Genomic DNA, 24,207 nt, shown 5'->3' with positions numbered 1-24,207 from the left:
TTCAATGTAAAGGGGGCTGCTTCATGTTACTTGTCGTGATTTTCGGCCTTGTCGCTCTTTTCGCTTTATGGGGAGTCTTGCGTTCTGTGAAAAATAGAAATATACTTGGATTTTTATTGGCTGGAGGCACCTTATTTGTCTTTGGCTGGTTTACCGTGATGACCGTGATAAACAGCGGATATCCAACCGCGCATTAAAACCTGTATCCGATGGATACAGGTTTATTTTTATTGCTGTAAATGTTTAGTGACACTTTCTATTTTGCTTTCTAGCGTCGTTTTTTTGTCACGCCTGTCATCAATGCGGATGTTTGTCGCCACTCTGTGCAGCCCTTTTTGAAACGGTGCTTCATGTATTGCCTGAATGACGGTGAAAAGGTCACTAAGTTCTCCCTCGATCAGTGTACTCATCGGTGTCAGCTGATATTTGATTTTCCCTTCAGCTTTATATCCTTCTAAAATCTTTTGCACATCGGCAACGTAAGCACTTACACTGGGTGTTTCCGTACCGATTGGGATAATGGTTACATCTGCGATCGCCATCGTTATTCCATCTCCTTTTGATTAATAATCAGTTGCTTCGTTTCATGCGATTTTAATAAAATAATCCGCTCAAAATGAAAGCCGTATAACGCATATTTCCCGTTCGGAGATATTTGAATCGGCTCCATATGAGGCAGAGAGAAAAGATCTTTTGTCTTTCCCGATGCCACATCGACAGCTGCGAGCTTATATGCATCGCCGCTTTCTTTAAACGTATAAAACAGGCCTTTTGCTTCATCATAGTCATACTCCATCGGAGCCAAGCTTGTATATTTCATTTGAAGCGGCAATTCCGCTGTTACTGGCGATTTTGTTTGCGGTGTTTTAAAATGATATGTCCCTTTTTGCCCGGCGGCCGATTTGACAATAAAACGCATGTGCTGGAAAGAATCAAAGAAAAGCACGTCATCTTCGAGCTTCTGTTCTGCTTTGGAGGCTGTATCGTATGCATATATAGGACCTGACTTGTCGTCTCTTCCCCCTTTTATATAATCAAATGTGTTTTTAGATGTCCAATGAATAAATGGAACCTGTACCGGGCTTAAGGAAGACTCATCTTTTTTAGCATTCACCTGATATGTATGGAAATCCCAGTTTTCAGAGAACACCGTGACCATTATTTGATAAGGGTCATATTGATTCCAAGCCGCCTCCAGCTCATATGTTTCGTAATCTTTTTTGTAGAGCATCTTTCCATTGGCATTAAGCAAAACCACTGCTGTCTTTTGGCTGTGTGTGATTTGCAGCAAAATCATCTGCTTTTCTGGATTGATTTGAACATCAACAATTTGACCATCTGTTTGATAGAGCTTTTTCGCTTTGCCAGTGAAGATGCAATATGCAAAAAGCTCCGTTTTTGTCGGATCAGACGCGGTATATAAAATAGTGCTATTATTAAGCCATCCTTCTGCTCCATCCGCTTTTTCTGCGGAAAGCGGTATGATGTCTTTTTCTTCATCTTTTGCCTCCGCTGCCTGTTGCTGCTGCTGATGAGATGGTTCGCATGCCGACAAACTAAACAGCAACGCTGACAGCAGAATGAAACAAACTGATCTCATCAGCCTTCCCTCCTCCGATCATTTTTATTGTCTCATATTTACTTCGGCAGAAAAAAGGAAAAGTTTCAGTTACTCATGAAAAAATAATGCCCTCCACAAAATGCCGTTTGTGGCATTATAGATATGTGAAAACTGCTGAAACGGCAAAGGATTTTGGCCTTTTCCAAGTTCCACCGTAAATCCTTCTTTGAAATAATGGTGAATAAACCAATCGCGAAACCCTGCATAGCTATCTATATCCCTTACTCCTTTATAAATGTTTCCGCTTAACCTTTCAAAATCCTTTATGACAGCAGCAGATTCTTCAGGCTCAAGGCCTTTATAGCCCCAATAAATTTCTTCCCCTTGCGTATGGAGAGCCAGCAGTCTGTCTGGCGGATTCTCCGTTATGAGCTGGCACATTGCAATAGATTCCGGCTCCGTAAGCGGTGAGTTTCCCGGAAAATCGCGATAGTTGGGCATTGTTGGTTTGCGGTATTTTTCAATCTCCCACAGTGATGGAAATTGTTTATTTAAATCAACTCCGTTTATATTCGCTTTCCATTCATTAAAATCCGAGCGATGGTCATTAATCCTTTCGAGCTCATCTTTCTTGACGCCCATGCCGTCTGGTCCGTTTAAAACGAGATCAACACCATCGGGATTCACGAGAGGAACAAGAGACAAGGACGTGCTGCTGAACAGCTTCATAGGAGAAAATCCGAAAAAAGATGTGTTGCAGCATAATGACATACAGTATTCCTTAAACCATTTCAGCAGGACAGATGTTGTGATCCACTCATTCGCATGAAAGGAGGCGTTCATGTGAACCTTTTTTGCCGCATGTTCCATGCCAGTCTTAAGCTCCCAAATGGGCCTGCCAAGTACAGAACGACCGATTTCCCGGCATGAGACAAACGGAAACACATCAATGATCTTCTTTATTTCCTTTTCAACAGCTGCACTATCATAGAATTTTTCCTCCACTACCCATTTATCAGATAAGTCCAACTGCCGAGGCCGTAAAAAGCTCTTTATATCCTGAATCGTTTGAAACTCCTTATCACCATGTTCTTCTACCACATAACCAGGACAATATAATTGTTGTTTCAGCGCTGAGCGGTTTGCACTTCTAAGCAATTCCTCATCTATCTCCAGCTCTCTCGCCACTGCGGCCAAATTGTGCTTGATTTCAGGTTTCACCGTGATAAACGCCATCATCATCCCCCTTTTTTGTTACTATATGACAGCGTGTTAAAAAAAAGAAAGCCTCCCGCTTACTTTGATGCGGGAGACATTGTGATTACGATGCCTGATCAAACATTTGTTTTTCTTTTCGTTTTGACGGATTGTCCAGCCTTTTCTGATCATAAAACCGCAGTAAATCCCCATAAATAATTTCATCAGAAAGTGAAAGCTCTTGTTTCGCTTTATCAGCAAATGCTTCACATTGTTTTGCCTCTTTCAGCGGCTTTCCGGTCTCTTTGTCATAACAAGTACCATCTGTATAAACGACCTGATCCGTAATAAAGCTTCCGTCTCTTAGCACCGTAAAATCCAGTTTTTCATCTGAAAGCAGGTCGTTTCCGAATTGAATGTGATCTTTCGTATCAATGCCTAAAAGGTTCATCAGCGTCGGCCTGATATCAACCTGGCCGCCTACTGTTTCAATGGTTTGCGGTTTTTTATCAGTCATACCGGGAATATGAATAACAAGAGGCACTTTTTGGAGCTGTACATTCTCAAATGGTGTAATCTCTTTCCCTAAGAACTGCCCCATTGCTTCATTGTGGTTTTCCGATATGCCATAATGGTCACCGTATAATACGATCACCGAGTTGTCGTATAGCCCGTCTTCTTTCAGCTTTTCGATAAACCGTTTCAGCGCCTCATCCTGATAGCGAACAGTGGGAAAATATTTGTTTAGTGTCTGGCTGCTTGAATCATATTGATCAATCAATTGATCTTCTTCATTAAGATCGAACGGAAAGTGGTTCGTTAAAGTGATCAGCCTCGCGTAAAACGGGTGAGGCAAATTTTTCATCAGCTCTGAAGACTGTTCAAAAAATTCTTTATCCTTCAGTCCCCAGCCGACTGAATTTTTCTCAGTTACGTTATAGGAGTTAATATCAATAAACGAATCATATCCAAACGAGTCGTACATTAAGTCACGATTCCAAAAGCTTTTATTATTAGCATGAAGCACAGCTGAATAATAACCGCTGTTCTTCAAAATCTCAGGTGCTGCCATATATTGATTGCCCGCATTTGTAAAAAACACTGCACCTCGTCCAAGCGGATACAGTGAATTGTCCACGAGAAACTCTGAATCAGATGTTTTCCCTTGGCCAGTTTGATGATAAACATTATTGAAATTGTAGCTCTTTTTTATAAACTCATTTAGAAAAGGCGTGATTTCTTCTCCATTTACCTTTTCATTGAGCACAAAGCTTTGTGTCGATTCTAAAGATACGAGAATGACGTTTCTTCCTTTTGCAGCGCCGAACAAGCTTTTGTTGCCATCTTTCGCATTAGCGGTTACATAGTTTTCAATTTCCGTCAGGCTGTTGCTGTCAGCCAAGGCCCTTTGTGCGGATTGCTTTGACTGAAGAACGCCGTCGTAAATATGAAAATTAAACAGGCTGATGTTTTTAACAAGCATTTCCCTGTCAAATGAGCGTGTCAATAGCTGAGGTCTTTCCGCTTCAGACAGGCCTAAATTGAAGAAATAAACAGAAGCAACAAACAAAAAGTATGCCGCCCGTTCATTTTTCGTGGCAGGGATGTCTGATTGAAACGTTTTTTGCCGGGTGTAAAGCCATATTAAAATCACAATATCTACAGCCAATAGGAGGTCTGTCGGCTCAAGAAGTGTTCCGATGCTGCTTCCGAGATCACCCATATTGCTCGTTTGAAAAAGGACAGGGATCGTTAAGAAATCATTGTAAAAACGGTAAAATACCATATTTGCCAATAATACAAACGTGACAAGACAGCTCATCGCGATCATGTAGCGATTTCTGTTTTTTCCTTTTAAAAACAAGCTGAAGCCAAAGATGAGCAGCAAAAAACTTAGTGGGTTGATAAACAAAATAAATTCCTGCGCCAGATTGTCGATTTTAATGTGAAAACTGGTTTTGTAAACAGCATACGTTTTCAGCCACATCAATAAAATGGCAATCAGCATAAATGAAATCTTCGAAAAAAATGTTTTTCGCATTTCAACCTCCTATGCGGCACGCTCTTAAAAAAATCAGTCTATTTCCAACATTTTCATTACCCATCAAATGAAATCTTAACCTGAGCACAACAAAAAATCAATTTCATTTACAGATTTTTAACAATTTTGGTGTTTCAGCCATTCGTTTTTAGCGATCCAAGCGCCTCCGATAACGCCAGCATCATTTCCAAGTGATGCGATTGAAATATCAGCCGCCTCAGCTGCTCGCGGAAACGCATATTCCCGGAATGTTTTCTCGATTTTTGATCTCAGCAGTTCTCCGGCTCTTGATACGCCTCCGCCAATAACGATTTTTGAAGGATTAAGCGTGCTTGCCAAATTCCCCAGCACCAAACCAAGGTGCTTAGCCACATAATCAACTACCTCAAGGGCCATTTCGTCTTTTTCAGCCGCTGCTTCAAATACATCCCTTGATGACAACTGTTCAGTTGCTTTTAAACATGTCGTCTGCTTAGCTTTTGCTATTTTCTCTTTTGCAATTCTCACAATTCCGGTTGCCGATGCAATCGTTTCGATACAGCCCGTTTTGCCGCAGTTGCAAGGCGCCCCGCCTTCAGGAATGCTGCAAATATGACCGATTTCCCCGCCGGCGCCGTTTATGCCGTGGGCAATTTCACCATTTACAATGATGCCGCCGCCAACTCCTGTGCCAAGCGTTACGAGTATGACGTCTTTCGCTCCGTCACCCGCTCCCTTCCACATTTCTCCGAGTGCCGCAATATTCGCGTCATTTTCTATAACAGCTGGGATACCTGTTTCTGTCTCCAGATGGTTTTTTAACGCATAGTTTTCCCATCCTAGATTTACCGTTTCATAAACGATTCCGGCCGCCATATCTACAGGTCCTGGTGCGCCCATTCCGATGTATTTGATGAGACTTTTCGGCTTTTGGAGCTCATCAAGCTTGCTGTCGATTGTTTTTGCAATCGTAACGGTAATCGTTTCTCCAGTTTTATCAGTCGGGACTTCCCATTTATGCTGAATTTCACCATATTGATTAATAAAAGCGAGTTTAATCGTCGTTCCGCCCAGATCAATTCCCACAAACCATACTTCGTCCATTTTTTATCACCTTAACCTTTACATCAATCTATTCCGTTTTTTTGTTTGTTCCAATTCTTTTCGAAGGACAGCTGCCGCTTTGACCCACTGCTCCTTCTCAATCATGTGATTCATGTATAATTCCTTTAGTTCCTCTAGCATAAACTCAATCTCAAGCTCTCTGTCTCCAAAGTAAACAATGTGGCCAAATGTTTTTAACAGCTGCTGCACATCATAAAATGTATTCATTTTCCTCACCATTCTTGATATTAACTATCATAAGCGTATTCATAAAGGAGCGGCCAGTCAAGAAGAATACGCTGACAAAAAGCCAGCCTCCCCCATGGGCATTTCGATTTATGATCCTCTATTTGTTTTCAATTTGCTGCTGCAGCTTTTTGTAGCGCTGCTCCTTCGGCTTTAAGTTTACAGCCGATTTGATCGCCTTTTCAGCTTGACCAAGCTCATTTTTTTCAGTATACAGCAAGGCTAAATAATAATATGAGACGTGGTCTTTCGGGTCTTTTTTCACTGTTCTTTCCAAAAGAGAAACCGCTTGGTCATATTCGCCGATTTGAATATCTGAAACAGCAAGAATTCTCAACAGATTGACTGAAGCACCTTTTTGCTCCGCTTCTCCGTTCAGCAATTCCGTTACTTCTTCATACTTTCCTTCCCTATACAGCTCGTTTGCCTGCTGTATCAGCGCTGACTCCTGATGGGAAGGTGAATGCAATCCGTAATATAAAAACCCGGCCGCCAAAGCTAACAGCAAAACGGCTGACAACACTCTTTTACTTACGGCTCTTGCTTTGGGCAACCCCAACGCAGCAGCAGCGAAAAAGCCGCCAATCAAGCCGCCAATATGTCCTGAATTGTCAATATTCGAAACCGCAAAACCAAAGCCCAAGTTGATGATAATAATGACAATAATATTGGTTCCAATGGTTCTTAAAAACATTTTTCGATTTGACAAAGCGACATACAGCAATGCGCCTAAGCATCCGAATATGGCTCCTGACGCGCCTGCTGAGGGGTAGGGGCTGAACACAAAGCTTGCAATCGAACCCGCTATGCCAGCCGACAGATAAATCAGAAGAAACCTGCCCGAGCCGTACATGCGCTCAACCGCCGATCCGACCGACCATAAGGCCAGCGTGTTAAACGCTAAATGCGCAATGCCAATGTGGAGCACAATCGGCGTCAGCAGCCGCCACCATTCTCCTGCTGCGATGAGGCTGTTTTCCTTTGCGCCAAAAGCGACAAGCACCTCCGTGTTTGTACTGCCCCCGTTTCGTTCAAGCACGAAAAACATCAAAATTTGAAGCGCGATGAATAAGTATGTAAAGATCGGTTTTCCGTTTTGAAAAACAGCTGCTTCCTTTTTTCTCTGTTCTTCTTGCTTCAGTACGAGCGCAAGAAAATGATCTCTTGCCATTTGCGCGTCTTCAAACGAATTACGGGCTTCTGTGCATTCGTTTGCAGGAAATGATGGGAAAATAGCTTGAAGATCATCACAAAGCATCGTTCCCCTCACGATCACCGGTTTAACTGCCACGGTTCCATTCTCAAAAGGCTTTTCGGCAACCTCTTCCCATTCATCAACAGGGGCTTCTGCTGAAAAAAACACATTCAGCAGCTTCATCTTGCGTCTGCCAAGTTGCTTTCTGACTTGTTCTACTCGCTCAGCCTGCTCTTCGATATCTCTGGCCATTTCTTGACGGAAATCAAGGTCATGCTTATAAAGACGAATCAGATCATGAGAAGACTTCCCAGGCGCTTCAAGCCATATTTCACCTGATTCGCCAGCTTGTATAATGCCATACCCGCTTTTCACTAGGTGCGCCGCAATTTTCCAATATGTATAGTCCAGCAAATACATGTTTACCGCTCCAATGGTTTTATTTCATTATAACAGCTGGCGGCTCTGAACGCCTACTGAAAGCAAAAAATCCCGTTTTTCACGGGATTTTAGAAAGCTTGCTGTATAAACTTATTACGAATAAATGGAATTCTTAAAAAAAGATGGATAAAAGACCGCCTGATTCCCGGCTGGCTGAGTATAGTATTCATAAGCCGGTAACGATTTTGATAAAACATGACGGCAGAAACAGCGAAAATGGCATAAATCATTAGTTTTTTCATGACATCCCTCCTGCCAATAGGGTTTGTCATTCTCTCTTATTTATTCTTGAATAAAAAGCAGGAAAGTTACGAAAAACAAGAAATGACCTGGTCCTCAGTTATCAGCTTATTTACCGGGATGTCATGCGGCAGACGGGGAACGCAGGCAAACAGCTGACACTCCAAAAGCAATGAGGCTGTTTCCCCTTTATAATCGCTTAAATAACGGTCATAATATCCGCCGCCAAAGCCAATTCTAAATCCGTCAGTATCGAAGCAAACACCCGGAACGATGATCAAGTCAATTTGTGATGATTTCACTTCTTTTGTTTTTTCGATCACAGGCTCAAGAAGGCCAGCGTAAACAATTTCGAGCTGATCATCGCTCTGGAAGGTACGGAATTGCATATGTTTTGTGCCTGGGTCGCATTTAGGAATGCAAACTTGTTTCCCTTCTTTCCAAGCCTGCTCAATAATGGGACGCGTCGGTATTTCTACTCCTCTAGAAATGGTGACTCCAATGGTGCTGGCATTTTGCCACTCAGGCAAGGAAAACAAATCCTTGTATATTCGTGCGGTTTTTTGAAGAAGCTCTTCACTTGATACAGCAGATAGAGCTTCTATGGTCTTTTTTCTTAATTGTGATTTCATCCCTTATCCCCCTCGGAACAGCAAAAAGCCAGAACCTTTTTCAAAGCTCTGGCTTTTTTCTCACACCTCAAACAGCTAGGCTGTTATTTTGTTTCACGGTGTAACGTAGATTTTTTATCACGTGGGCAATATTTTTTAAATTCAACGCGGTCTGGATTGTTGCGTTTGTTCTTTTTAGAAATATAGTTACGCTCACCACATTCAGTGCAAGCCAAAGTAATATTAACGCGCATTATTTTCCCTCCAAACTAAAATCATTTACTTATTCAGACTTATACATAATACCACTATAATGGACGGAATGCTAGGCTGTTTTTTAATGATTTGCTGAATTATTGAGGATTCTCCCATAAACCTGCAAATATGATTCCGTAATGAGCCGGGAATGGCGAAGATTGATGCCTTGTTGTCTGCCGGCTTCTTTTACCCAGCGGCGTTTTTCCGGTCTTAAAAAACCTGTCCAAAGATCAATTACTTTCTGTGCACGCATAACATCAACGGACATTGCCATTTTATCATAAACAGCATATCCAAAAAAGCCATTCGACTGAGAAACGGCAATCAGCATACCTCGGTCCATGCTTTCTTGCACAGCAGCGGCAAACCTGAGAAAGACATTCATGACATGTGCAATTTTATTGTCTATAGTATCACTAACTGCCTTTTCAATCGTGCATTCTTTGCTCGGATCTTTTGATAAAAATGCACAATTTTTTCACCATCGGTTGTGGTTTTTTGAAAAGTATTGCCTCCCGGTGTGAGCGTTTGAACGATTATGTCAAATGTGTCCCTAAAAAAGAAAGCTTATGTCGTATATTATAGGGAAATGAGTGTTTATTCATGGACTTCTAACATTCTCCTTTCCTATCATTCACTCAAAATCATTACATAGAGAGGAAGCAAAGAAAGATTTCTCGACAAAAACTCGTTTTTTTCGGGAATGCCTTTAGAATCCATTGGTTTTATGGTATAAAAAAGAAGGATAAAAAAAGAATAGAAGGTGATGAAACGTGGAAATTGCTATTATTGCGTTGTTTATCGTCAGTATAGCGCTAATTGCATTCTCATATTCTCAAAGAGACCCAATGAAAGATGTAGAACAGGAGCTCGAAACCCTGCAGCTTTCCGCCATGCAGGAAATTTACAAACTCAAAAAGAAAATGGCAGTGCTTGAGGAAGAATTATTGGAAACAAACCTTGTCATCCGCAAATCAAAGCATAGCGATATCAATCAAAAGATCGCTAAACAAATACTTTCTAAATATAATAACGGCATGTCCGCTGAAGCCATTGCTAAAGCTGAGCATGTATCAGTAGAAGACGTGAATACGATTATCAAAGATAACGAGAAGGTGCTCGTATGACAAAACGGGGCATTCAAGCATTTGCTGGCGGTATCATTTTAGCGACAGCCGTTCTTGCAGCTGTTTTCTATCTGACAGACGAAGATCAGGCCGTGGCTGTAAAAGAAAATAAAACAGTAACCGAACAAGATGTGAACAATTACCTTGATTCTAAAAAAATGGTTTCTGTGAACCGTGATGAATATCAAAAGCTTCTCGATTCAAAAGAGAAATCGTTGAGCGATGACAGCAGCTCAAATGAGAAAAAAAACAAAGTAAAAACGTACAAGCTCAAAATTAAAGACGGCATGAGCACTGCGGATGTATCTGATATTCTTGAAAAAGAAGGCATCATAAACTCGGCTCAAGACTTTAATGATTATGTCATTGATGCCGGCTATCACAAAGAAATCCGCGCCGGTGAGTTTAAAGTGAAATCAGATATGAGTTTCAAAAAGATCGTAAAAACGTTAACGCGATAAAAAACAGGCTGACAGTCAGCCTGTTTTTTTCATCCGAATTTTCCTGTAATATAATCGAGTGTTCTTTGATCCCGCGGGTTAGAGAACATTTTATTGGTAGTGTCGCATTCAACAAGCTCGCCCATGTAGAAAAAGGCGGTTTGATCAGAGACCCTCGCTGCCTGCTGCATGTTATGCGTGACGATGACAATGGTATATTTATGTTTCAGCTCAATAATGAGCTCTTCAATTTTCCTTGTTGAGATTGGGTCAAGTGCAGATGTCGGTTCATCCATCAGCAAAATATCAGGATTTGTCGCAAGCGCTCTGGCGATACAAAGACGCTGCTGCTGGCCGCCTGATAACGAAAAGGCCGATGAATGCAAACGATCCTTCACCTCATCCCATAACGCCACATCTTTTAATGACTTTTCCACAATCTCTTGAAGCTTCTTTTTATTTTTGGTGCCGTGGACTCTCGGACCGTAAGCAACATTATCAAAGATAGATTGTGGAAACGGATTCCCTTTTTGAAATACCATGCCGATATTTTTTCGCAAATCAACGATATCCACTTTATTCTTTAAAATGTTGCTGCCATTATAGCTCAGCTCACCCGTGAGCTTTACATTCGGCGTCATTTGAATCATCATATTCAAGGTTTTGATGAAGGTTGATTTCCCGCATCCAGATGGCCCGATGATCGCCGTTACTTCATTCTCATGAATGCTCAAGTTGATATTTTTTAAAGCATGATGCTGTCCATACCATAAGTTCATTCCATTGACTTGATAGACTTCGTGTTTCCTTACAGTTTCGGTAGCTATACTCATTGCCGCCCTCCTATCCGAATTTCCCGTTAATATAATCTTCGGTCTTTTGCTGCTTCGGACTTGTGAAAATTTGTTCTGTCTGCCCGTATTCTACAAGCTCGCCATCTAAAAAGAATGCTGTCCTGTCGGAAACACGCAGTGCCTGCTGCATATTGTGCGTGACAATAATAATCGAGTATTCACTTTTCAATTCTGTCAATAATCCTTCTATTTTTGCATTTGAAATCGGATCAAGCGCTGAAGCTGGTTCATCCAGCAGAAGAACAGCCGGCTTCAGCGCAAGCGTTCTTGCAATGCATAAACGCTGCTGCTGGCCGCCTGATAAAGAGAGAGCAGACGAATGCAAACGATCCTTCACCTCATCCCAGAGCGCTGCTTTTCTTAAGCTTTCTTCCACAATCTCATCTAAAACGGCTTTATTCCGCTCTCCCGCATATTTTAAAGCATGTGTGATATTCGCATAAATTGATTTTGGAAATGGGTTCGGCTTTTGGAACACCATCCCGATTTCTTTTCTTAAGCTGACCTCGTTAATATTGCGGCCCAGTATATTTAGTCCTTCGTAAAGAATCTCACCCTCCGCTCTTGCAGAAGGAATGGAGTCATTCATTCGGTTAATATTTCTCAAAAAAGTCGACTTCCCGCAGCCTGAGGGCCCAATCAAAGCAGTCACCGCATTTTTTTCAATATCCATATTCACGCGGTGAACCGCTTGTTTATTTCCGTAAAAAATAGACAAGTTTTTCACTTCGAGCACGTGGCGCTGCTTCGGAATGAAAACAGCACGCTCAGGCTTTTCTTTTACCATTTGTTCAGTCATGTTTTTCGCCTCTTCCCGTTCTAATTTGCCGTAAGCTTTTTGTAGATCATCGTGCCAAGCCATCTCGCTGCAAGATTAAATACTAGAACAGAAATCACCAGCACCGCAGAACCTCCGTTGGCAATCGCTTCAGCATCTGGAATGATCCCTTGCGTATTGACGTTCCAAATGTGAACCGCCAGTGTTTCAGCGGGCCTGAAAATATTAAAGGGCGATGTTTCAGAAAACGGGTTCCACTCTGTAAAATTCAGACGCGGTGTTGTCAGACCGGCAGTAAATAATAATGCCGCCGCTTCCCCGAACACCCTTCCTGACGCTAAAATAGCTCCTGTGATGATAGAAGGGATCGCACTCGGAATTAAAACCGTTTTTACGGTATGCCAGCGTGATACACCTAAAGCGAGAGAAGCTTCCTTCAGATCTGCAGGGACTGAACGGATCGCGTCTTCTGTCACACGCACCATAACAGGAAGGTTAAACACAGTTAACGCAAGCGCTCCGCCTATGATCGTATATCCCCAGCCTGTTAAGTTGACGAACATCAGCAATCCAAACATCCCGATGACAATTGATGGAAGAGATGACAGCACCTCTATACAAGTCCTAATGAAATCAGTCACTTTGTGATGAGGCGCATACTCAGCCATGAACACTCCGCCGCCCACACCGAGCGGGATTGTAATTATCATCGTGATAAACAAAATATAAAAGGAATTGAATAGCTGGTCGCGTATTCCTCCTCCAGCTGCAATCGCGCTTGATTTTGTCGTAATAAAATCGAAGCTGAGCTGGGAAACGCCGTTTTTTATAATATAGGAAAACAAACCTACCAAAATGGCAGCGATGATGGCTGCACACAAACCAAACATTCCAGTCGCCAGTTTGTCTGTTAGTTTGCGGTTCATTACACTTTCCTCCTAGATGACAAGTAGCGAATAAACAGGATAAACATAAATGACATGACCAGAAGCACAAGCCCCATGGACCATAGCGTATTGTTTTCAACACTTCCGTATGTGGTGTGGCCCATATTCAGCGTGATGATCGTTGTCAGTGTTCCAGCGGTGTCAAACAGGCTTTCCGGCAATACCCTTGTATTTCCAATGACCATCTGAACAGCCAAAGCCTCTCCAAACGCCCGTGCCATACCAAGCACAACAGCCGTCATTAATGTTGGAAAAGCTGCAGGCACAAGGACTTTTCTGATCGTCTGCCATCTAGTCGCACCTAATGCGTAAGAACCTTCTCTTAAGCTCTTCGGAAGGGAAGCCATCGCATCAGCAGAGATCGATGTGATGGTCGGCAGAATCATAACGGAAAGGACAATTGTTCCCGCCAATAAACTGTGCCCTGTTCCGCTCGATTTGAACTGAGCGATAAATGGCACCAATACTGTAAGACCTATGAATCCATAAACAACTGACGGAATGCCGACTAAAAGTTCAATTACCGGCTGCAGCACTTTCTTTCCCCAATTCGGCGCAATTTCTGTCATAAAAATTGCACCTGCAATGCCAAGCGGCGCAGCAATGAAAGCAGAAAGAATCGTGACTGCAAATGAACCAAAAATAAATGGCAGCACTCCGTATTTCGGATCAGCATCTGCAGGGTTCCAATTTAAGCTCGTTAAGAATTCAATTGGGCTTACACCATTTACTAGAAAAGATTGCAGCCCCTTCACGCCGAGGAAAATAGTGATCGCAACAGACGCCGCAATCATGATAAACGCACACGCTGTTACAACCATTCTTCCCCGAACTTCATCCAATTGCCGATTTTGCCTTGAGCTGATCAAACGCTCGCTCACAGACCTATTTTCTCTATTGTTTATCATTGTTTTACACTCCTATGAATGTGTTAAGAGGAGAAACGGCTGTCTCCGCACTCCTCTTTTTATGAAGCTCAGCTCTGCTTCCCGTTTGCATCGCGTGTCACTTTCATATCAGTAACCGGAATGTAGCCTTGGTCAGTTACAATGCTTTTTTGAATATCTTCACTCTTTAGATAATCAAGAAATTCTTTAGCTAAATCTGTCGCTTCACCTTTTGTATATGAATGCTGATAAGCCCAGATGGGATACTCGCCTGTTGCTACATTTTTCGCTTCAGGCTTTACGCCATCAATAGATAGAGCAGTAACCTTGTTATCAGTTACATACGAGAATGCAAGATAGCCAACCGCTCCCGGAGTATCAGCGATGATTTTTTTTACTGTGTTGGAAGAATCTTCAGTAATGCCTTCTTCAGGTTCTTTTCCGTCAAGCGCATATTTCACAAATGTAGCACGTGTGCCAGAAGAATCCGGACGGTTTACAAGTGTAATCTTTTGGTCTTTGCCGCCAAGCTCTTTCCAGTTTTTGATTTTGCCGGTGAAGATTTTTTTCAATTCATCTTTTGAAATATCCTTCACACCAGCATGAGGGTTTACAGCTGCTGCCATGCCAACTACTGCGACTTGATGATCAACAAGCGCTTTTGCATCGATCCCTTCTTTTTCTTCAGCAAAGACGTCTGAATTTCCGATCTGCACAGCTCCTTCAGACACTTGAGAAAGCCCTGTTCCAGAGCCGCCGGCCTGTACCTGTATATCAGCATCAGGGTTTTCTTCCATAAATTTTTCTGCGGCCGCAAGTACTAATGGCTGCATAGCCGATGAACCAGAAATGGTTAAAGAACCTGATGCCTTTTCTTCTCCTTTTGCAGAATCGCTATTCGATTTTTCTTTTTCTCCTGCATTTCCGCATGCAGCTGCAATCATCATAAAAGCAGCCATCAGAAGCATAAGCACCCATTTGTTTTTTTTCATTTCCTGAATTCCCCCTGCGTATAATGTGTAATTTGTCCTACACGTATAGCGTAAAGGTTTTGTGTAAAAGGGGTTTGAATCAAATGTTAAGGTTTTGTAAATCAGTGTGTTTTTTTGTATAAAAAAAACGCCCACATATGTGAGCGTTTCTTTTTAGTGATCAGAAGACGTTGTGTTTTCTGCTTTTTCTTCAATTTTGTTTTTATTCTTTTGCTGCGTATCTTCTTTGTCCTGCTTCGATTTCAGCTCAAAATATTTGTCTAATACTTCTCTGCCGATTTCGTTTGTAATTGAGAATCTTTCATTATAATCAATGTAAGTCCATGGAACTACGACAGAAATAGCGACCTCAGGATTATCAGCAGGTGCATAAGCGACAAGTGTCGTATTATAAGTGCTTGTGCCTGTTTTTGATTTATCCGGTCCGTCATAGAATGATTGGGCTGTACCTGTTTTTGCAGCGGGTTTATAAGATGCTGAAGCCAATTGACCTGCAGCAGTCCCTTTAGTGGCAACCCGTCTAAATCCAGCTTGGACCTCTTCAATATAGCTACTCTTCATATCAACTTTATTCAATACTTCAGGCTGAACAGATTCAACAACAGCGCCGATTCCTTTTTTCGCATCTGACTGTCTGACTTCTTTTACAAGCTGAGGCTTCATGCGATAGCCTCCATTTGCAATCGTTGATACATATTGTGCCATTTCCAGCGGTGTATATGTGTCATACTGACCAATCGCATAGTCCAGTAAGAATCCTGTCAGTCTGTCTGTTCCCTTATAGCCTGTCATTTCATTCGGAAGATCAATTCCCGTTTTGACACCTAGTCCAAATTGGCTAAAGTGATTACGGAATGTATCAAAGGCCGCCGTATCAATCGGTAATGCTTGATGGGGTCTATATTCTCCTTTACCGAGCGCGATTGCCGTTTTAAACATAAAGACGTTGGAAGACTGTTCTAAGGCTCTTTGAATATTTACCGGTCCTAAGTCATTCCATGACTTTTTACCATTTTTATCCTGACTACCAATATACATTGGTTCATCCTGAAACACTGTATTTAGGTTAATGGCTCCTGTTTGAAGACCTGTCAAGACGGTTGCACCTTTAACAGCTGATCCCATGGCATAGGAGGAAGTCATATTTCCTAACGCATAGTCATCAAACTTATAGGCTCCGTTTTCTCGTTTAATCTGCTTGCCTGCCATCGTCAGCACTTCACCGTTTCTCGGATCCATCATGACAACGAATGCGCGGTCCAACAATTCGGTGCTTGCATGTGCTTTAGCAGCTTTAAGTTTCTTTTCAATAATTTTTTCTACTGATTTTTGTAAATCAATATCAATCGTAAGGACGAGATCTTTTCCGGCTTTGCCTTCAGAAACGGTTTTCGTTCCTGTCACATTGCCTTTTGCATCTGTGATGTTTTCCACTTTTGCTTTTTGGCCCTGCAGCAGGCTTTCGTATTGGTATTCCAGATAGCTTTTTCCGACCCTGTCATTTCGGCTGTAGCCCAGTGACAGATAATGGTCAAGCAAGTTGGACGGCAAACCTTCATTAGAGTTGGAAACACTTCCAAGCACTGAGCGAAGAAGGTTTTTATACGGGTATTCACGTTGCCAATCAGACGTGACATCAACACCCGGCAGTTCATCTAAATGTTCACTCACTACCGCCATTTCCTTCGCTGATACATCCTCATTTTTAATATATTGAGGAGTCAACGCATATCCTGAGTCCATCTGTCTTTTGATGGCGAGGATCTGCATGTCTTTATCCGTCAGGTCATTCAGCTGCTTATCTGTTACCCGTTTCAGCTGAAGCTGATATAAATCAGCATCGGATAATTTTTTGTCTTGGACCTGCTGTCTTTCTTTAGATGTAATCAGCTTTTTTGCTTCTTTCGGTCTGGTCAACATCCAATAATCTTTTTTATCCCGTTCTGTTACCTTTTTTGTGTCAACTTTAATCATGTCAGACAGTTTTTTTGCGATCGTTAAACGCTGTTTTTGCGTCGTCGATTTAGATCTGGTGTATGTGATTGCATTTAAAGCCTTATTTGTCACAATGGAATTAAAGTTTCGATCATAAATTTTCCCACGCGGCACTGCCGAGCTGACTTCACTTTGTTCCTGCTTATTGGCTTGATTTTTGTAATCATCGCCTTGCACGATCTGTTTAATGCCCAGTTCCACAATGATCCAGGTAAATATAACAAAGGCAGCTAAAAATAAAATATTCAGCCGGATCGGAAGCGACTTCTTTTTCTCTTTATGATTTTGCTTTTTCGGTTTATTTCTCCTCATAACATCACCTTTTTCTATTTACAGAAAGAAAAGACACTCAAGTAAGAGTGCCAGTTTTCATTTTAAAGGTTTTTTCGACTTTTTTCTACAGATAACTCCTTTTTGACAAAAAATTATCTTTCGCCTTTTAAAAGATTCGGTTCCGTTACCCGTTTTTGGCCGTCTTCTTCCATGGTTTCATTTTCCTCTTCTTTTTCCTTAAAACTGATATCCTTGACAAAGTAATAAATCAGCGGATGTCCTATGCCCAGTATCGCAAGTGACAAAGGAATTCCCACTTCCTCTTTCAAAAGGGCTACGATGAGAAGAAAACATAAGATGGAAACAATCCTGCCAGCGTTTAAAAATAGTTCCCTCAGAACAATATATTCAATTCTTGCTTTTCTGGCATGCCTCGCCCGGCCGATCACATCATATGTAAGTGATACATATGGCACGAGCAAAAGCGGATATCCGATGGCAATAAAAACGCCGTACGTCAATAACGTCGTAAAGCTCATATGAAACAAAATCAAAAACAGCGCGCCATATAGAATAAGTCCGCCCAGCAAAATTGATTTTTTTCTCGCCTTTTTCTTAATCAGCCTGGAGGCAAAGTAGTAGGCAAAGAAGGAAACAGCTGAGTTGACGAGTCCGAATGTGCCGAGGGCCAGTTCGCTGTTTGTCTCAATAAAAACAAATACACTAATTAAGAAGACAAAAATCCCTTCTCTCAACCCTTGAAAAAAATGCGCATTCGTGATTCTCCGCCAATTCATATTGCTATGGCGCTCTCCAAATACTTTACTCAGCATAAAACGGCCCTTAGATTCTCTCCGTTTTAAGAAGAAACTCATCATAACAGCCAGAGCAAATAAACTGAGAGAGAGACTGAAAATCACTGTATAACCCGTATTATTTTCAAGTCTTGAGATAACGAACCCGGCTACAATCGGACCGATCATTCCTGCAGAGGAAGACAAAATACCCATAAATCCGTTGAAGAAATCTCGCGTCTCCGGTTCTGTTATTTCAAAGGTCAGCACGTTAAACGCAAGCCAATAAAAGCCATAACCCACCCCGAGCACCGCACCGATCAGGACGAGACGGCTGGCCGCTGTTTCTCCGGCTAAAAGCACACTTAAATAAAAGGCAGCTAAAAAGATAACACCGAACCTTAAAATGAATACCCTGTCTATTTTTTTGGCTAATCGTCCAGCCAAATAAAAGGTTATCGGCTGCATCGTCACAATGGATAAATTATATATCGCCAAATCAACAAATTTTCCTGACTGCTTCCAAAGGTACACATTCACAAATGTATTGGATAGTGCAATTCCCAGTGAGTAAAGTCCGCCAATGGTCAGCAGAAAGAGTAACCCTTTGTTTACCTCTACATCGCCAATCACTTTTTTTAGTTTGCTCATTACTGACTCCCCTTTACTATCCCTTAGTCTGTCTCACTCAAACCGAGATATGTAAAAAGAAGACATAAAAAAACAAGACCCTGCAAGCAGGGCCTTGTTCGTGTCATTATTTTGCTTCGCTGTATAGACGAGCCACTTCGTCCCAGTTCACAACATTCCAGAATGCTGAAATGTAGTCAGGACGGCGGTTTTGATAGTTAAGGTAGTAAGCATGCTCCCAAACGTCAAGACCTAAGATAGGTGTTTTGCCTTCAGAAAGCGGAGAATCTTGGTTTGGTGTGCTTGTGATTTCAAGTTGGCCATTGTTCACAACAAGCCATGCCCAGCCAGAACCGAAACGTCCAGCCGCAGCTGCTGCAAATTGCTCTTTGAATTTGTCAAAGCTTCCAAATACACTATTGATCTCATCAGCTAGTGCGCCAGTCGGCTCACCGCCGCCGTTTGGAGATAAAAGTGTCCAGAATAATGAGTGGTTCGCGTGTCCGCCGCCGTTGTTGCGAACTGCAGTGCGGATGTTTTCTGGAACAGAATCAAGATCTGCAACAAGCTCTTCAACTGATTTGTTTGCAAGAGTCGTGTTTCCTTCAACCGCTTTGTTTAAATTTGTCACGTATGTGTTATGGTGTTTCGTATGGTGAATAGTCATAGTTTCCTTATCAATATGCGGTTCTAAAGCATCGTACGCATAAGGTAGTTCTGGAAGTTTGTAAGACATGATAAATTCCTCCTTAGTTATATATGTACTGAAATGCCGCTTCACAGCGAGCCTTTCCTTCATTTAATGTACCAAAAGAATACTTTGTAATCAATGAAAAAGCTCACACTGCGGTTCATTTCAGCAGACATATTTCACTTTAACCGATAATCCGTGCCCTTAAACCTGCCTACCTTTATTCTTATAGGACCGTCCATAAAAAATATCCGATCATGAAAAGCTGTATGACACCCTTCGCAATCACTCCAGATAGAAAACCAATGAGTGAGCCGAGCCCGATTTTAAACGCTGATTTGATGTCCTTTTGATGAACGATAAGTTCTGCACAAACCGAGCCGATAAACGGTCCTAATATGATTCCCGCAACCGGAATGACGAAAGGTCCGATCAATAAACCGATCGTGCTTCCCCATATAGCGGCCCTGCTTCCGCCGAACCTTTTGACTCCAATCAGATTAGAGACATAATCTGCGGCGAATAATACGGCGGCAAAAACAGCTTCAATGAGCCAAAACATATAAGTATACGGGCTGAACGAAAACAAAAATCCGTACAATATAAAACCGGCAACAATAAATACGACACTCGGAATAACGGGGTACACCAGCCCGACAAAAGCGATGATAAATACCGCCGCAATCAACAGCCAATACAACAAATCCATAGTATCCATTCTCCCTTTCTTCATCTATCTTCTTCATGTCTTCCTTGTATTCACACGCAGGCAACGATACAATAAGCAACATATATTAAGTATAGCTAGGAAGTGAAGATAGTGAATGTATTTCAGCTTTTCATCAAAAGTACATACTCTCCCCGTGATATTGCAAAAACAAGATTTCAAGGAATCGGGAAAGCAATTCTCTATGTATTTTTGCTTTCTGTCCTTTTTGCAATTCCAACCGCTTATTATGTAAGCTCAGGGACTGTAAATTCAATGAACGGCTTTAAAACCGTTTTAAACAAAGATTTCCCTGATTTCACAATTTCAAACGGCAAACTTCAAACGGATGAGAAAAAAGCCACGGAATCAGAGGCAAATGGTTTCGTTATTGTGTTTGATCCGACAGACGCCTATGGCACTGAGCAAATTAAAGCAAAACAAAACGCGATTGGCATCCTTCAGAACAAATTTGTGTTGTCCATTGACGGACAAGCCCAAGAAATGCCCTACTCCATGATGCCGTCAGATTTGACAAAAAAAGATGTTGTTGCAGGTTTAAATCAAAATCAAACGATGATCGTAACTGTTCTCTCAGTTCTCATTTTTCTTGTAACAGCTGCAGGAAAGTTTATTGAGGTATCGTTTTTAGCGCTTATCGGGATCATCATTAGGAATGCACAGAAAAAGCACCTGTCCTATCACCAGCTCTGGAAGCTTTCTGCTTATTCCATCACGCTTTCGACTGTATTCTTTACAATTATGCGCGCGTTAGAAGTGATCGTTCCAAGTGAATTTTTGCTGAACTGGTTTGTCAACTTTGTCATCCTATTCCTTGTTTTAAAAGAGATTCCGTCTAAAAAAGTTCCTGTATAACCCGAGACTGCATTCGCAGTCTCTTTTCTTTTGTCATGAATCAAATTGGACAAGCATACTATAGTATAAATTTTGTATGCGGGAGGAAAAGCGATGAAGCGTGTCATCTTTGTATGCAGCGTTGTTTTTATTCTTTTTATTCTTTTTTATGACCTTAAAATTGGAACGATCCCCATTCAAAACCTCCCTGTCTATAAAGCGTCTGCAAAAACGGCTGCACAAGGACAAGCGTTTAAAACGGTGAAGGTAAAGCCGGGTGACACGGTTATGTCAATTGTCGGAACTGCAGATTCTCCAGATGACATCGTAAAGGATTTTGAAGCACTGAATCCCAACGTAAAGGCCAACACCATTCAAGCCGGCACAGCGTATAAATTCCCGGTCTATCCTTAATTAACGTTAATTTCTTGTCAGTTTGGCGAAGACACTGGTACAATGTAATTTGTAAAATAAATTCACATAAACCATACTAGAACTGTTTACATCTAGAAGCGGCAACTACAATTAAGGAGCGATTGCAAGTGAGTGAAATCACACATCGTACAAAAACGCGTCCCGTCAAAGTGGGACCTTTAACAATAGGCGGCAACAATGAAGTTGTCATTCAAAGCATGACAACAACAAAAACACATGATGTAGAAGCAACAGTGGCGGAAATTAACCGTTTGGCTGAAGCCGGATGTCAAATCGTCCGGGTGGCATGTCCGGATGAACGGGCAGCAAACGCCATCGCAGATATTAAAAAACGCATTTCGATTCCGCTCGTTGTTGACATACATTTCGATTATAAGCTTGCGCTAAAAGCGATTGAAGGCGGCGCAGATAAAATCAGAATCAACCCCGGCAACATCGGCCGCCGCGAAAAAGTCGAAGCGGTCGTTAAAGCAGCGAAAGAAAAAGGGATTCCGATCAGAATCGGCGTTAACGCTGGTTCACTGGAAAAACGGATTTTAGAAAAATACGGTTATCCGACTGCTGATGGAATGGTAGAAAGCGCCCTTCATCATATTAAAATCCTTGAAGACCTTGACTTTCATGATATTATCGTCAGCATGAAGGCATCTGATGTAAACCTTGCGATCGAGGCTTATGAAAAAGCATCAAAAGCTTTTGATTACCCGTTGCACCTCGGAATTACTGAGTCAGGAACGCTGTTTGCCGGCACAGTAAAGAGCGCAGCAGGACTCGGCGCGATTTTAAGCAAAGGTATCGGGAACACATTGCGTATTTCATTAAGCGCAGACCCTGTGGAAGAGGTAAAAGTAGCAAGGGAGCTTCTAAAATCTTTCGGGTTAGCTTCAAATGCTGCCACACTCATCTCATGTCCGACTTGCGGGCGTATTGAGATTGACCTTATCAGCATCGCCAACGAAGTGGAAGAGTATATTTCTAAAATAAAAGCGCCGATTAAAGTCGCTGTTCTCGGCTGTGCCGTAAACGGTCCTGGTGAAGCGAGAGAAGCTGATATCGGTATTGCCGGAGCACGCGGTGAAGGACTGTTATTCCGGAAAGGAAAAATTGTCCGAAAGGTTCCAGAGGAAACAATGGTAGAGGAACTCAAGAAAGAAATTGACATTCTTGCAGAGGAACACTATGCAAAACTTGAAGCTGAAAAAGCGAATTTAAAAGAAGAGACACAAAAAGCTTGACGGGAACCCGTCAAGCTTTTTTGTGTTAAAAAAATGGAATAATAAATATTCCAAGCACCAATGAGACAACACCGATACCCATTGCCCAAGCGCCAAGGCTTTGGGCACCTCTTCTTCTTGCAATATATCCGACAATAATACCGACAGCGCCCAATAAAACAGGCAGTACAAACAATGAAATAATCGACAAGGCTAAAGCAATATAGCCTATTCCGCGTCCTTCATTGACATTGTCTCCACTGCGGTCATTTTCTCGGTCATTGCGGCGGTCAGCAGCACGGTAAGGTTCTGCGATTTCAGCAGACGTTTCCTCAAAAAAACCATCATTGTCACGGGTTATATTTGTTCCTTCTGAACCATGATCAACATAGTAGCTATTGTTATCACGTTTTTCGTAATCGTTTGCCACCTTCAATTCCCCCTTCTGTTTTATTAAAGGAGCTTTTATAGTTTGATCTATTTCGCCTGTTTCATGTTTGCTAAACTTTTCTGTTAATGTCAATTGTTTATGTTACACTTGAAGGGATGAAACTGAAGGAGTGTGGGCATGTTACGCTTAGGAATAGATATTGACGGCACAATCACGGCTCAAGATACATTCGTCCCTTATTTGAACCGCTCGTTTAATCTTTCCATTTCATTAAACGATATGACGGATTATGATTTAACAAAGCTGTTAAATATTACCCAAGAAGAATTTTGGGATTGGATGAATCAAAATGAAGCAATTATATATAAAGAAGCATTGCTTGCACAGCATGCAAAACAGTCGCTTGACCTCCTCAAAGAGGAGCACAAGCTTATTTATATTACAGCGAGACGGACTCATTTAACTGATATTACCTATGAATGGTTTAACAGACAAGGCATCCACTACGACCACATCGAACTTGTTGGCGGCCATCACAAAGTTGAAGCAGTTAAAAATCACAACATCGACTTGTTTTTTGAGGATCATCACGGAAACGCTATGATGATCGCAAAAGAAGCCGGTATACCTGTAATTTTATTCAATTCCCCTTATAACCAGCTTCCGATTGACTCAAACATCATTAGAGTAAACAACTGGCTGGAAGCTGTTCAATGGATGGACAAAAACAAACATCATTTCATATGTGTCAATAACTGAAAAAGGAGCCCGCTTCAAAACCGGGCCCTTTTTTATATACACAATTATGCAGTGGCGTTTTTTTGGTTTTCCGCTGTACAGTCGGGACATGTGCCGTAAATTTCAAATTTATGCCCGCTGATCTGATAGCCATCCAAATCCTCACAAAGCTTGTCCATCGGACATGATTCGATCTCCTTCGTTTTCCCGCAGGCAAGACAGATAAAGTGATGATGATGATGAGTAAATGAACACTTAAATCGGAAGAGCTTTTCACCTGACAGCTCAGTTGTTTCCAAAATACCAAGTTCTTCATATAAAGAAAGGTTTCTGTAGATTGTATCAAAGCTTAAACCAGGATAATCATCATTTAATGCAGAAAGCACGTTTTTAGCGGTAAGATATTTGTCTGAATCAGCAAAAAGCTGCAGCATATCCTCCCGTTTGTTTGTATATTTATATCCATTTTCTTTCAGTAGGTTCAGCGCTTCTTGTACGTTCATGAAGGTTCCCCCTTTTCGCTTTGCTTAAGAACGTATCGCATGTATGCAAAAGAAAATGGCAGCTGTCCGACCAGCAAGCCATTT

29 protein-coding genes are annotated in these 24,207 nt (G+C 41.8%); 7 read left to right on the top strand and 22 right to left on the bottom strand.

What is annotated here, in order from left to right; translation table 11 throughout:
* The first annotated feature begins 23 nt into the window (after positions 1–23).
* Positions 24–197: a DUF2759 domain-containing protein gene (locus AAGG74_RS02450; protein ID WP_162102420.1), complete on the top strand. Its 174-nt coding sequence runs from the start codon at positions 24–26 to the stop codon at positions 195–197.
* 30 nt (positions 198–227) lie between these two features.
* Here AAGG74_RS02450 and AAGG74_RS02445 read toward each other — a convergent pair whose 3' ends face one another.
* The 11 genes from AAGG74_RS02445 to AAGG74_RS02395 all read right to left on the bottom strand — a co-directional run bounded on the left by AAGG74_RS02445 (position 228) and on the right by AAGG74_RS02395 (position 9,228).
* Positions 228–542 (bottom strand): MTH1187 family thiamine-binding protein, encoded by a 315-nt coding sequence (locus tag AAGG74_RS02445; protein WP_162102419.1) that lies wholly within the window; start codon positions 540–542, stop codon positions 228–230.
* 2 nt (positions 543–544) lie between these two features.
* Entirely contained in the window at positions 545–1,600 is a 1,056-nt protein-coding gene (locus AAGG74_RS02440) for a YqgU-like beta propeller domain-containing protein (RefSeq protein ID WP_429674430.1), read from the bottom strand.
* Positions 1,601–1,669: 69 nt separating this feature from the next.
* Complete coding sequence (locus AAGG74_RS02435; protein WP_429675224.1) at positions 1,670–2,800, bottom strand: M14 family metallopeptidase; 1,131 nt, start codon at positions 2,798–2,800, stop codon at positions 1,670–1,672.
* An 82-nt stretch (positions 2,801–2,882) separates the two neighbouring features.
* The gene (locus tag AAGG74_RS02430; protein ID WP_429674429.1) at positions 2,883–4,799 is read right to left on the bottom strand and encodes an LTA synthase family protein; all 1,917 of its coding nucleotides are present in this window, start codon (positions 4,797–4,799) and stop codon (positions 2,883–2,885) included.
* Between the two features lie 117 nt (positions 4,800–4,916).
* Positions 4,917–5,882 (bottom strand): glucose kinase GlcK, encoded by a 966-nt coding sequence (gene glcK / locus AAGG74_RS02425; RefSeq protein ID WP_162102416.1) that lies wholly within the window; start codon positions 5,880–5,882, stop codon positions 4,917–4,919.
* An 18-nt stretch (positions 5,883–5,900) separates the two neighbouring features.
* Positions 5,901–6,110, bottom strand: a complete 210-nt coding sequence (locus tag AAGG74_RS02420) for a YqgQ family protein (RefSeq protein ID WP_429674428.1) — start codon at positions 6,108–6,110, stop codon at positions 5,901–5,903.
* Between the two features lie 118 nt (positions 6,111–6,228).
* A complete protein-coding gene (gene yqgP, locus AAGG74_RS02415; protein WP_429674427.1) occupies positions 6,229–7,743 on the bottom strand; it encodes a rhomboid protease YqgP in 1,515 nt (504 codons plus the stop codon).
* An 89-nt stretch (positions 7,744–7,832) separates the two neighbouring features.
* Entirely contained in the window at positions 7,833–8,006 is a 174-nt protein-coding gene (locus tag AAGG74_RS02410) for a hypothetical protein (protein WP_162102413.1), read from the bottom strand.
* A 66-nt stretch (positions 8,007–8,072) separates the two neighbouring features.
* Positions 8,073–8,636, bottom strand: coding sequence for a 5-formyltetrahydrofolate cyclo-ligase (locus tag AAGG74_RS02405; RefSeq protein ID WP_429674426.1), 564 nt, complete (start codon positions 8,634–8,636; stop codon positions 8,073–8,075).
* Between the two features lie 83 nt (positions 8,637–8,719).
* On the bottom strand, positions 8,720–8,869 hold the full coding sequence (gene rpmG, locus AAGG74_RS02400) for a 50S ribosomal protein L33 (RefSeq protein ID WP_003153056.1): 150 nt from the start codon (positions 8,867–8,869) through the stop codon (positions 8,720–8,722).
* Positions 8,870–8,952: 83 nt separating this feature from the next.
* A complete protein-coding gene (locus AAGG74_RS02395; RefSeq protein ID WP_429674425.1) occupies positions 8,953–9,228 on the bottom strand; it encodes a hypothetical protein in 276 nt (91 codons plus the stop codon).
* 418 nt (positions 9,229–9,646) lie between these two features.
* On the opposite strand from AAGG74_RS02395, the gene AAGG74_RS02390 reads away from it, so the two are divergent.
* A complete protein-coding gene (locus AAGG74_RS02390; RefSeq protein WP_162102410.1) occupies positions 9,647–10,000 on the top strand; it encodes a hypothetical protein in 354 nt (117 codons plus the stop codon).
* Positions 9,997–10,461 carry an endolytic transglycosylase MltG gene (locus tag AAGG74_RS02385; RefSeq protein ID WP_429674424.1) on the top strand — a complete coding sequence of 155 codons (465 nt, stop codon included), beginning with the start codon at positions 9,997–9,999 and terminating at the stop codon, positions 10,459–10,461. Before AAGG74_RS02390 ends, AAGG74_RS02385 begins: the two co-directional genes overlap by 4 nt.
* A gap of 29 nt (positions 10,462–10,490) precedes the next feature.
* Here AAGG74_RS02385 and pstB (AAGG74_RS02380) read toward each other — a convergent pair whose 3' ends face one another.
* The 9 genes from pstB (AAGG74_RS02380) to AAGG74_RS02340 all read right to left on the bottom strand — a co-directional run bounded on the left by pstB (AAGG74_RS02380) (position 10,491) and on the right by AAGG74_RS02340 (position 19,990).
* The gene (pstB, locus tag AAGG74_RS02380; protein WP_429674423.1) at positions 10,491–11,273 is read right to left on the bottom strand and encodes a phosphate ABC transporter ATP-binding protein PstB; all 783 of its coding nucleotides are present in this window, start codon (positions 11,271–11,273) and stop codon (positions 10,491–10,493) included.
* A gap of 10 nt (positions 11,274–11,283) precedes the next feature.
* Complete coding sequence (gene pstB / locus AAGG74_RS02375) at positions 11,284–12,093, bottom strand: phosphate ABC transporter ATP-binding protein PstB (RefSeq protein ID WP_429674422.1); 810 nt, start codon at positions 12,091–12,093, stop codon at positions 11,284–11,286.
* A gap of 20 nt (positions 12,094–12,113) precedes the next feature.
* On the bottom strand, positions 12,114–12,998 hold the full coding sequence (pstA, locus tag AAGG74_RS02370; protein ID WP_429674421.1) for a phosphate ABC transporter permease PstA: 885 nt from the start codon (positions 12,996–12,998) through the stop codon (positions 12,114–12,116).
* Positions 12,998–13,927, bottom strand: coding sequence for a phosphate ABC transporter permease subunit PstC (gene pstC, locus AAGG74_RS02365; protein ID WP_429674420.1), 930 nt, complete (start codon positions 13,925–13,927; stop codon positions 12,998–13,000). Before pstC ends, pstA begins: the two co-directional genes overlap by 1 nt.
* 68 nt (positions 13,928–13,995) lie before the next feature.
* Positions 13,996–14,898 carry a phosphate ABC transporter substrate-binding protein gene (locus AAGG74_RS02360; protein WP_429674419.1) on the bottom strand — a complete coding sequence of 301 codons (903 nt, stop codon included), beginning with the start codon at positions 14,896–14,898 and terminating at the stop codon, positions 13,996–13,998.
* A 153-nt stretch (positions 14,899–15,051) separates the two neighbouring features.
* Entirely contained in the window at positions 15,052–17,205 is a 2,154-nt protein-coding gene (pbpA, locus tag AAGG74_RS02355; protein WP_429674417.1) for a penicillin-binding protein 2A, read from the bottom strand.
* 113 nt (positions 17,206–17,318) lie between these two features.
* Complete coding sequence (locus AAGG74_RS02350) at positions 17,319–18,611, bottom strand: MFS transporter (RefSeq protein WP_162102402.1); 1,293 nt, start codon at positions 18,609–18,611, stop codon at positions 17,319–17,321.
* A 106-nt stretch (positions 18,612–18,717) separates the two neighbouring features.
* Positions 18,718–19,326, bottom strand: coding sequence for a superoxide dismutase SodA (sodA, locus tag AAGG74_RS02345; protein WP_429674416.1), 609 nt, complete (start codon positions 19,324–19,326; stop codon positions 18,718–18,720).
* Between the two features lie 181 nt (positions 19,327–19,507).
* A complete protein-coding gene (locus AAGG74_RS02340) occupies positions 19,508–19,990 on the bottom strand; it encodes a DUF456 domain-containing protein (RefSeq protein ID WP_429674415.1) in 483 nt (160 codons plus the stop codon).
* Between the two features lie 111 nt (positions 19,991–20,101).
* Here AAGG74_RS02340 and AAGG74_RS02335 point away from each other — a divergent pair, with 111 nt between their 5' ends.
* The 3 genes from AAGG74_RS02335 (at position 20,102) to ispG (ending at position 22,512) form a co-directional block, all read left to right on the top strand.
* Entirely contained in the window at positions 20,102–20,863 is a 762-nt protein-coding gene (locus AAGG74_RS02335) for a DUF1189 domain-containing protein (RefSeq protein ID WP_429674414.1), read from the top strand.
* Between the two features lie 93 nt (positions 20,864–20,956).
* Positions 20,957–21,256 (top strand): LysM peptidoglycan-binding domain-containing protein, encoded by a 300-nt coding sequence (locus AAGG74_RS02330; protein ID WP_429674413.1) that lies wholly within the window; start codon positions 20,957–20,959, stop codon positions 21,254–21,256.
* Between the two features lie 122 nt (positions 21,257–21,378).
* The gene (ispG, locus tag AAGG74_RS02325; RefSeq protein WP_162102397.1) at positions 21,379–22,512 is read left to right on the top strand and encodes a flavodoxin-dependent (E)-4-hydroxy-3-methylbut-2-enyl-diphosphate synthase; all 1,134 of its coding nucleotides are present in this window, start codon (positions 21,379–21,381) and stop codon (positions 22,510–22,512) included.
* Between the two features lie 25 nt (positions 22,513–22,537).
* Here ispG and AAGG74_RS02320 read toward each other — a convergent pair whose 3' ends face one another.
* Entirely contained in the window at positions 22,538–22,927 is a 390-nt protein-coding gene (locus AAGG74_RS02320; protein WP_429674412.1) for a DUF308 domain-containing protein, read from the bottom strand.
* Positions 22,928–23,059: 132 nt separating this feature from the next.
* On the opposite strand from AAGG74_RS02320, the gene AAGG74_RS02315 reads away from it, so the two are divergent.
* On the top strand, positions 23,060–23,641 hold the full coding sequence (locus AAGG74_RS02315; RefSeq protein ID WP_162102395.1) for a hypothetical protein: 582 nt from the start codon (positions 23,060–23,062) through the stop codon (positions 23,639–23,641).
* Between the two features lie 44 nt (positions 23,642–23,685).
* Here the strand turns inward: AAGG74_RS02315 and zur are convergent, their stop codons facing one another.
* On the bottom strand, positions 23,686–24,123 hold the full coding sequence (gene zur, locus AAGG74_RS02310) for a zinc uptake transcriptional repressor Zur (protein ID WP_162102394.1): 438 nt from the start codon (positions 24,121–24,123) through the stop codon (positions 23,686–23,688).
* Positions 24,124–24,207: the final 84 nt, after the last annotated feature.

Origin of the sequence: Bacillus mexicanus (assembly GCF_050445615.1) — a bacterium.
GTDB lineage: Bacteria > Bacillota > Bacilli > Bacillales > Bacillaceae > Bacillus > Bacillus mexicanus.
Note: the sequence above shows the minus strand (reverse complement) of the source record. Positions and strands in the feature narration are given on the sequence as shown.

Coding starts and splice junctions, on each gene's coding strand:
- AAGG74_RS02410 (WP_162102413.1), bottom strand. CDS start 8,006: ATGAAAAAACTAATGATTTATGCCATTTTCGCTGTTTCTGCCGTCATG.
- AAGG74_RS02450 (WP_162102420.1), top strand. CDS start 24: ATGTTACTTGTCGTGATTTTCGGCCTTGTCGCTCTTTTCGCTTTATGG.
- AAGG74_RS02445 (WP_162102419.1), bottom strand. CDS start 542: ATGGCGATCGCAGATGTAACCATTATCCCAATCGGTACGGAAACACCC.
- pstC (WP_429674420.1), bottom strand. CDS start 13,927: ATGATAAACAATAGAGAAAATAGGTCTGTGAGCGAGCGTTTGATCAGC.
- AAGG74_RS02420 (WP_429674428.1), bottom strand. CDS start 6,110: ATGAATACATTTTATGATGTGCAGCAGCTGTTAAAAACATTTGGCCAC.
- AAGG74_RS02430 (WP_429674429.1), bottom strand. CDS start 4,799: ATGCGAAAAACATTTTTTTCGAAGATTTCATTTATGCTGATTGCCATT.
- AAGG74_RS02315 (WP_162102395.1), top strand. CDS start 23,060: ATGTTACGCTTAGGAATAGATATTGACGGCACAATCACGGCTCAAGAT.
- AAGG74_RS02350 (WP_162102402.1), bottom strand. CDS start 18,611: ATGAGCAAACTAAAAAAAGTGATTGGCGATGTAGAGGTAAACAAAGGG.
- pstB (WP_429674422.1), bottom strand. CDS start 12,093: ATGACTGAACAAATGGTAAAAGAAAAGCCTGAGCGTGCTGTTTTCATT.
- AAGG74_RS02405 (WP_429674426.1), bottom strand. CDS start 8,636: ATGAAATCACAATTAAGAAAAAAGACCATAGAAGCTCTATCTGCTGTA.
- yqgP (WP_429674427.1), bottom strand. CDS start 7,743: ATGTATTTGCTGGACTATACATATTGGAAAATTGCGGCGCACCTAGTG.
- zur (WP_162102394.1), bottom strand. CDS start 24,123: ATGAACGTACAAGAAGCGCTGAACCTACTGAAAGAAAATGGATATAAA.
- pbpA (WP_429674417.1), bottom strand. CDS start 17,205: ATGAGGAGAAATAAACCGAAAAAGCAAAATCATAAAGAGAAAAAGAAG.
- rpmG (WP_003153056.1), bottom strand. CDS start 8,869: ATGCGCGTTAATATTACTTTGGCTTGCACTGAATGTGGTGAGCGTAAC.
- AAGG74_RS02330 (WP_429674413.1), top strand. CDS start 20,957: ATGAAGCGTGTCATCTTTGTATGCAGCGTTGTTTTTATTCTTTTTATT.
- AAGG74_RS02435 (WP_429675224.1), bottom strand. CDS start 2,800: ATGATGGCGTTTATCACGGTGAAACCTGAAATCAAGCACAATTTGGCC.
- AAGG74_RS02340 (WP_429674415.1), bottom strand. CDS start 19,990: ATGGATTTGTTGTATTGGCTGTTGATTGCGGCGGTATTTATCATCGCT.
- pstA (WP_429674421.1), bottom strand. CDS start 12,998: ATGAACCGCAAACTAACAGACAAACTGGCGACTGGAATGTTTGGTTTG.
- sodA (WP_429674416.1), bottom strand. CDS start 19,326: ATGTCTTACAAACTTCCAGAACTACCTTATGCGTACGATGCTTTAGAA.
- AAGG74_RS02385 (WP_429674424.1), top strand. CDS start 9,997: ATGACAAAACGGGGCATTCAAGCATTTGCTGGCGGTATCATTTTAGCG.
- glcK (WP_162102416.1), bottom strand. CDS start 5,882: ATGGACGAAGTATGGTTTGTGGGAATTGATCTGGGCGGAACGACGATT.
- pstB (WP_429674423.1), bottom strand. CDS start 11,273: ATGAGTATAGCTACCGAAACTGTAAGGAAACACGAAGTCTATCAAGTC.
- AAGG74_RS02440 (WP_429674430.1), bottom strand. CDS start 1,600: ATGAGATCAGTTTGTTTCATTCTGCTGTCAGCGTTGCTGTTTAGTTTG.
- AAGG74_RS02360 (WP_429674419.1), bottom strand. CDS start 14,898: ATGAAAAAAAACAAATGGGTGCTTATGCTTCTGATGGCTGCTTTTATG.